8 protein-coding genes are annotated in these 6,893 nt (G+C 74.6%); 1 reads left to right on the forward strand and 7 read right to left on the reverse strand.

Annotated elements, in window-relative coordinates; genetic code table 11:
* Positions 1–74: 74 nt before the first annotated feature.
* The 7 genes from carA to ACTHLI_RS14265 form a co-directional block, all read right to left on the reverse strand.
* A complete protein-coding gene (carA, locus tag ACTHLI_RS14235; protein ID WP_440184988.1) occupies positions 75–1,262 on the reverse strand; it encodes a glutamine-hydrolyzing carbamoyl-phosphate synthase small subunit in 1,188 nt (395 codons plus the stop codon).
* Entirely contained in the window at positions 1,249–1,755 is a 507-nt protein-coding gene (locus ACTHLI_RS14240; protein ID WP_440184990.1) for a PH-like domain-containing protein, read from the reverse strand. Before ACTHLI_RS14240 ends, carA begins: the two co-directional genes overlap by 14 nt.
* A complete protein-coding gene (locus ACTHLI_RS14245; protein ID WP_440184993.1) occupies positions 1,752–3,080 on the reverse strand; it encodes a dihydroorotase in 1,329 nt (442 codons plus the stop codon). The genes ACTHLI_RS14240 and ACTHLI_RS14245 overlap by 4 nt, the downstream gene beginning before the upstream one ends.
* Positions 3,077–4,027, reverse strand: coding sequence for an aspartate carbamoyltransferase catalytic subunit (locus tag ACTHLI_RS14250; protein ID WP_440184995.1), 951 nt, complete (start codon positions 4,025–4,027; stop codon positions 3,077–3,079). The genes ACTHLI_RS14245 and ACTHLI_RS14250 overlap by 4 nt, the downstream gene beginning before the upstream one ends.
* Positions 4,024–4,578, reverse strand: a complete 555-nt coding sequence (gene pyrR / locus ACTHLI_RS14255) for a bifunctional pyr operon transcriptional regulator/uracil phosphoribosyltransferase PyrR (protein ID WP_440184998.1) — start codon at positions 4,576–4,578, stop codon at positions 4,024–4,026. Before pyrR ends, ACTHLI_RS14250 begins: the two co-directional genes overlap by 4 nt.
* 146 nt (positions 4,579–4,724) lie before the next feature.
* On the reverse strand, positions 4,725–5,399 hold the full coding sequence (locus tag ACTHLI_RS14260) for a uridine kinase (RefSeq protein ID WP_440185000.1): 675 nt from the start codon (positions 5,397–5,399) through the stop codon (positions 4,725–4,727).
* Positions 5,400–5,500: 101 nt separating this feature from the next.
* Positions 5,501–6,178: a phosphonatase-like hydrolase gene (locus tag ACTHLI_RS14265; protein WP_440185002.1), complete on the reverse strand. Its 678-nt coding sequence runs from the start codon at positions 6,176–6,178 to the stop codon at positions 5,501–5,503.
* 166 nt (positions 6,179–6,344) lie between these two features.
* Between ACTHLI_RS14265 and ACTHLI_RS14270 the strand changes: the two genes are divergently transcribed.
* A partial coding sequence (locus ACTHLI_RS14270; protein WP_440185004.1) for an FAD-dependent oxidoreductase occupies positions 6,345–6,893 on the forward strand: 549 nt, incomplete at its 3' end.

Here is a 6,893-nt window from a genome sequence, read left to right on the forward strand (position 1 = left end):
GGCTCCGTTCGTGCTCGGGGTGGTCTCGAGGCTCGCTCCGCGCGCACCTCGACCGGCGAGGAAAGGTGCGGGGCTCACGAGGCGCCGTCCGTGGGGTCGGTCTCGACCGCGATCGCGGCGGATCCGCCGCCGGCGCGTTCCGCGAGCACCATGTCGCGGAACCGGTCGAACAGCGCGTCGGCGTCGTGCGGCCCGGCCGCGGACTCCGGGTGGTACTGCACGGAGAAGGCCGGGATGTCGAGGCAGGCGATGCCCTCGACGACGTCGTCGTTCAGGTCGACGTGGGTCACCTCGGCCTGCCCGTAGCCGGTCGGCGTCTCGACGGGGCCGCCGCGCGGCGCGACGACGGCGAAGCCGTGGTTGTGCGCGGTGATCCCGATCCGGCCGGACCGCAGGTCGACGACCGGCTGGTTGATCCCCCGGTGCCCGAACGGCAGCTTGTAGGTGCCGAAGCCGAGCGCGCGCCCGAGCAGCTGGTTGCCGAAGCAGATCCCGAAGAACGGCGTCCTCCGGTCCAGCACCTCGCGCAGCAGCCCCACATGGTGCTCGCTCGCCTCCGGGTCGCCCGGGCCGTTCGAGTAGAAGACGGCGGAGGGCTCCAGCGCGTAGAGCTCCTCGATCGTCACCGATTCGGGCACGACGTGCACGTCGAAGCCCCGCTCGGCGAGCTTCGCGATCGTCGCGGCCTTGATGCCGAGGTCGACGATGACGACCGAGCCGATCCGCTCCCCCGTCGCGGGGACGGTGTAGGTCTCGGGCGTCGAGACCTCCGCGGAGAGGTTGCGGCCGCTCATCGCCGGGCTCTCCCGCACGAGCGCGAGCTGCTCATCCGGCGACAGCGCCGCGTCGTCGCCCGAGAAGATCGCCGCGCGCATCGCGCCCTTGTCCCGGAGGTGCCGGGTGACGGCGCGGGTGTCGAGACCCGCGATCGAGACGACGCCGTCGCGCTCCAGGTCGTCGTCGAGCGTGCGCGTCGCCCGCTGGTTCGACGCGACCCGGGAGGGGCTGTGCGCGGCGTAGCCGGCCACCCAGATGCGCGTCGACTCCGGGTCCTCGTCGTTCATGCCGGTGTTGCCGATGTGCGGCGCCGTCATGACGACGATCTGCCCGGCGTAGGAGGGGTCGGTGAGGGTCTCCTGGTAGCCGGTCATCCCGGTGGCGAAGACCGCCTCGCCGAAGGTGCGCCCGCGGGCGCCCCAGGCGCGGCCCGGGTACCTGCTCCCGTCCTCCAGCACGAGCACGGCACGGTCAATCGTCGGCATGGGGCGCCTCCTGGTCGGCGGGAAGGACGGCGGCGAGGAACCTCGCCTGGTCTGCGGGTGGGAGCCGGAACGCGGACTCCACGGGGACGGGTGCGCCGCCGGGTCCGGTGAGGGACCAGCCGAGCACCGTGAGGCCGTCGCGCTCGACACCGCGGTCGAGCGCCCAGCTCGCCGTGCCTGCGCCTCCGGCCGGAGGGATGAGGAAGGCGCTGCCGCCGGCCCGCTCGACGAGCACGCCGGCGTCGGTCACGGTGAGCGCGGCGGGCGCGCGGAAGCCGAGCCCGCCGGCGACGACCCGATCCAGCGGTCGTCCGGCGAACGTGGTCGCGACGAGCAGGCCATCGGTCGTGAAGCGGGTCGCGCCGAGCTCGACCGGCACCGGCGGGATCGCGAGCCCGCGCTGCGCCCGGCCGCGCCGGCGCCAGCTCCAGGCCATGCCGACGAGCGCGAGGACGAGCAGCGCCAGCACGATCGCGACGGAAACGGGGTTCACGCGCGCGCCCCGATCTCCTCCGGGTCGAGGACCCGGCCGTCCAGCACCGTCGGCGTGCCGCGGAAGAAGGTCGCGATCACCCGGCCGGGCAGCTCCTGCCCGAGGTACGGGGAGTTGGTGCTCCTGCCGGCGAGGTCCGCGACGTCGAAGCGGCGGCGCGCGGCAGGGTCGAGCAGCACGAGGTCCGCGCCGCGGCCCACCGCGATCGGCCGCGCGGCATCGGTGAGCCCCGCGATCTCCGCAGGGCGCCTCGACATCGCGCGCTCCACCTCCGCCCAGCCGATCAGGCCGGTCTCGACCATGGCCGCCTGCACCACGAGCACGGCCGTCTCGAGCCCCACCATGCCCATCGCGGCGGCGGACCACTCGCTGCGCTTCGCCTCCGCCGGGTGCGGGGCGTGGTCGGTGGCGACCGCGTCGATCGTACCGTCGGCGAGTGCGGCCCGGAGGACGGCGACGTCCTCCGCCGTGCGCAGCGGCGGGTTCACCTTGAAGCGCGCGTCGTAGCCGCGAGCCGACTCGTCGGTGAGCCACAGGTGATGGGGCGTGACCTCGGCGGTGATCCGGATGCCGCGCGCCTTCGCCCAGCGCACGACCTCGACGCTGCCCGCGGTGGAGACGTGGCAGACGTGCAGCCGCGAGCCGGTCGAGGAGGCGAGCAGCGCATCGCGGGCGATGATCGCCTCCTCCGCGACCGCCGGCCAGCCCTGCAGGCCGAGATCCGCGGCGACCGCGCCGTCGTTGAGCTGCGCGCCTGCCGTGAGGCGGGGCTCCTCGGCGTGCTGGGCGATGACGCCGTCGACGATCCGCGCGTACTCGAGCGCCCTGCGCATGAGCAGCGGGTCGGCGACACACGAGCCGTCGTCGCTGAAGATCCGCACGCGGGCGCGGGAGCGGGCCATCGCGACGAGCTCGGCGAGCTCCTCGCCCCTGCGCCCCTTCGACACCGCGCCGATCGGCCGCACGTCGACGTAGCCGGCCTCCTCGCCGAGCGCGGCCACCTGCTCGACGACGCCGGGGCCGTCCGCGGCGGGGGTCGTGTTCGGCATCGCGTGGATCGTCGTGTAGCCGCCCGCGGCCGCCGCGCGGGACCCGGTGAGCACGGTCTCCGCCCCCTCGCCGCCCGGCTGCCGGAGGTGCGTGTGCAGGTCGACGAAGCCGGGCAGCAGCAGCAGGCCGTCCGCGTCGATCCGGTGCTCGCCCGCCGCGGGCGGCAGCGACCCGATCGCGGTGATCACGCCGCCCTCGATGCGGACGTCCGCGCGGGTGCCGTCCGCGAGCGCAGCGCCCGCGATCACCCGGCTCCCCGTGTCCCCGCGGCTCATGCGCCCCGCTCCCCCGCCAGCACGTCGTACAGCACCGCCATGCGCACCCCGATCCCGTTCTGCACCTGCTCGAGCACCGTCGACCGCGCCGAGTCGGCGACGGCGCCCGCGATCTCGAGCCCGCGGTTCATCGGCCCCGGGTGCATCACGAGGCCGTGCTCGGGCAGCCGGTCGGCTCGGGCGACGGAGAGCCCGTAGAGCGACGCGTACTCCTTCGCCGTCGGGAAGAACGCCTCGGTCATCCGCTCGCGCTGCACCCGCAGCATCATCATCACGTCCGGGCCCCCGTCGACGGCCTCGTCGAGGTCGATGCCCGTCGTCACCGGCCAGCCCTCGGTGTGCGCGGGCAGCAGCGTGGGCGGGGCCACGAGGTGCACGGAGGCGCCGAGCGCCGTGAGCAGCCACACGTTCGACCGCGCGACCCGGCTGTGCAGGATGTCGCCGACGATCACGACCCGCACCCCGGCGAGGTCGCGCCCGCGGGAGTCGTCACCGTGGCGGCGCTTGCGGATCGTGAACGCGTCGAGCAGCGCCTGGGTCGGGTGCTCGTGGGTGCCGTCGCCCGCGTTCACGACGCCGGCCCGGGTCCAGCCGCTCGTCGCGAGCACGTGCGCCGCGCCGGAGGACGGGTGGCGGATGACGATCCCGTCCGCGCCCATCGCCTGCAGGGTCTGGGCGGTGTCCTGGAGGCTCTCCCCCTTCGAGACCGACGACCCCTTCGCGCTGAAGGTGATGACGTCGGCGGACAGGCGCTGCGCAGCGGCCTCGAACGAGATCCGGGTGCGCGTCGAGTCCTCGTAGAAGAGGTTGACGATCGTCGTGCCCCGCAGGGTCGGCAGCTTCTTGACCTGGCGGCGCTGCGTGTCCGCCATGTCCTCGGCCACGTCGAGCAGCGCCACCGCGCGGTCGCGCGTGAAGCCCCTCGTCGACAGCAGATGGTCGCTCATGCCTGCTCCTCCGGCTTCGCGAGGGGACCTTCGATCGTGACCGCGTCGGCGCCGTCGACCTCCACGAGCGTGACGCGGACGCGCTCCGTCTTCGCCGAGGGCAGGTTGCGGCCCACGGAGTCGGGCCGGATCGGCAGCTCCCGGTGCCCGCGGTCCACCAGCACCGCGAGGCGCACCACCGCGGGCCGGCCGAACGCCGTGAGCGCGTCGAGCGCGGCGCGGACCGTGCGCCCCGAGAAGAGCACGTCGTCGACGAGGACGACCGTCGCGCCGTCGAGATCGATCGGCACGTCCGTGCGCCGGGTCGCGCGCGTCGGCTGACCGGCGAGGTCGTCGCGGTAGAGCGTGACGTCGAGGACGCCTGCGGGGATCTCCCGGCCGGCGATGCGCGTCATCTGCTCCGCCAACCGGCGGGCGAGGACCGCACCGCGGGTGGGGATGCCGAGGAGGACGAGCCGGTCGGCGTCGGGATCGTGCTCGACGAGCTCGTGGGCCATGCGCGTGACCGCGCGGCGGACGTCGTCGGCCCCGAGCAGGGTGCGCAGCGTCATCCGACCTCCTTCCCCGTCTCTCGGGACGGTCCTTAAAGGTGATCGGGCAGGAGCCTAGCGCGACTCGCTGCTGCGCTCATCCGCACCCGGCTCCCCCGGCGCACGATGCCGGCCGAGGTCGGCGTCGACAGCGGACCGGACGGTGGTCATCCAGGGCATCCCACGTCACGCACGAGCAGGGGCTGCGCTGGATCGGTGTCGTCGATCACGATCGACGCCCTGGCGCTGGGCCGCTCCTCGGCGAGGTAGATCCGGCACGCCGCCGCGTACCGCGTCGCGTACGCCGCCTCGGCGGCTCGAACGCCGCCGAGCGCCTCCGCATCCCGGGCGACGCCGCGCGCGGTCGCCACCTCCTCCGGGACGTTAAGCCAGATCACCTCGTCCCAGTCGTCCCGCAGGGCGCCGCGCTGGATGAACGTGCAGGCGAAGAGGACGACCGCGTCCGGCGCCGCGACCGCGAAGCGCGGCGCGACCTCGTCGGTCACGAGGTCGTGCACGTGCTCGGCGTAGCGGAACGGGCCGGCCGAGCCGAGAGGCCGCAGGACGAGGTCGCGGAGCGCGTCGAGGTCGTAGGCGTCCTCGGAGTACCCGCGGGCAGGGTCCTCGCTGCGCCGATGCCGCCGGGCACGCACGTGGTGGAAGCCGTCCGAGTCGAGCTCGATCACCGGTCGGCCCGATCCGGCGAGCGCCACGGCGAGATCGTGCGCGAACGTCGTCTTGCCCGCGCCGCACACGCCGTCGATCCCGACCCGCAGCGGATGACCGACGTCCCGCGCCGCGATGCGGCCGGCCACCCGCGCGACCACCTCGGCACGTCCCATCCCGCCATCCTCCCGGGTCGCGGCGGATGCTCCTCCATGCGCTGCGGACTCCTCCACCTGCTGGATCGGGTGGAGGAGTCCGGAGGGGGTGGACCAGCGGGTCAGCGCTCGGCGGCGAGCAGCTCCGGCACGTCCGCGACGCTCGACAGCAGGTGCGTGTGGCGGGCGGTGCCCAGCTCGGCGACGGTGTGCGCGCCGGTGAGGACGCCGACCACGAAGCGGGCGCCGGCGCGGGTCCCGGCGGTCACGTCGTTCACCGTGTCCCCGGCCACGAGCACCTCGCGCACGTCGACCACGCCGGTGCGCTCCATCGTGCGGAACACCAGGTACGGCGCCGGTCGCGAGGCCGGCACGTCCTCGGCGGTGACGAGCGCGTCGACGTCGCGGCCCACCCGCCAGCCGACGACGTCGAGCAGGGCCTGCGCCACCTCCAGCCGGTACCCGGTCTGCAGCGCGACCTGCACGCCCTGGGCGCGCAGCTGCTCGACCGTCTCGGCGATACCCGGGAGCAGCACGGGCGGCTCCGACTCGTACGCGGCCGTGAGGTCGTCCGAGAACGCGGCGAAGAGCCGATCGGTGCGGGCGAGGTCCTCGCCGAGCGCGGTGAGGATGCCGACGATCGCCTCGCGCTTGTCCGTGCCGCTCCAGCGGGAGAGCAGGTCGTCCGGCACATCACGACCGGTGTCCCGCTCGATCGCGTCGCGCAGCACCGCGTACACCGCACCGCCCTCGTCGATGGTGGTACCGGCCATGTCCAGCGAGGCGAGGCGGATCGTCACGTCCGGAGATCCTGGCGGCGGGGCGCGCCTCCACGGCCCTCCTGCACCGGCTGTTCACCCGGTGTTCGCCGACCGCCGCCTGGGTGAAGCGGAGGAGAACGCTCGATGAGCACTGTCCGGAATCGCCTCCGGAGGCGCCCCGCTCGCAGCATGCTCACGGCTCGTGATGGAACGCGGAGCCGACCTCGTCGTCGCCGGCGCGGGCATCGTCGGCCTGGCCCACGCCTGGCATGCGGTGCGGGCCGGCCTCCGCGTCGTCGTGGTCGAGCGGGACGAGCGCGCGGTGGGCGCGAGCGTCCGCAACTTCGGGCACATCTGCACCACCGCGCAGGCCGGCGAGGTGCTCGAGCTCGCCCGCGTGGCGCGGGCGGAGTGGCTGCGCCTCGCCGCGGAGGCGGGCCTGCCGGTGCTGCAGCACGGCACGGTCGTCGTCGCCCGCGCGGCCGCGCAGGCGCGGGTGCTCGAGGAGTTCCAGGCCGAGCGTGGCGACACGGTGCGCTTGCTCACCGCGGCCGGGACCGAAGCGCTTCTGGGCTTCGCGCCGGTCGGGCTCCGCGCGGCCGCGCACCTGCCCGAGGACCTCCGCGTCGACCCGCTGACGGCGAGCGCCGCGATCGCCGCGCACCTCGAGACGCTCGGGGTCGGGTTCGCGTGGCGCACGAACGTGCTCGCGCTCGAGCCGGGGCTCGTGCGCACCACGCGCGGCACGATCCGC

The sequence above is a fragment of the Amnibacterium sp. genome (assembly GCF_051956055.1).
GTDB lineage: Bacteria > Actinomycetota > Actinomycetes > Actinomycetales > Microbacteriaceae > Amnibacterium.

What these genes read in the sequence shown, in the direction of transcription:
- ACTHLI_RS14245 (WP_440184993.1), bottom strand. Translation starts at nt 3,080, where the DNA reads ATGAGCCGCGGGGACACGGGGAGCCGGGTGATCGCGGGCGCTGCGCTC.
- ACTHLI_RS14250 (WP_440184995.1), bottom strand. Translation starts at nt 4,027, where the DNA reads ATGAGCGACCATCTGCTGTCGACGAGGGGCTTCACGCGCGACCGCGCG.
- pyrR (WP_440184998.1), bottom strand. Translation starts at nt 4,578, where the DNA reads ATGACGCTGCGCACCCTGCTCGGGGCCGACGACGTCCGCCGCGCGGTC.
- ACTHLI_RS14260 (WP_440185000.1), bottom strand. Translation starts at nt 5,399, where the DNA reads ATGGGACGTGCCGAGGTGGTCGCGCGGGTGGCCGGCCGCATCGCGGCG.
- carA (WP_440184988.1), bottom strand. Translation starts at nt 1,262, where the DNA reads ATGCCGACGATTGACCGTGCCGTGCTCGTGCTGGAGGACGGGAGCAGG.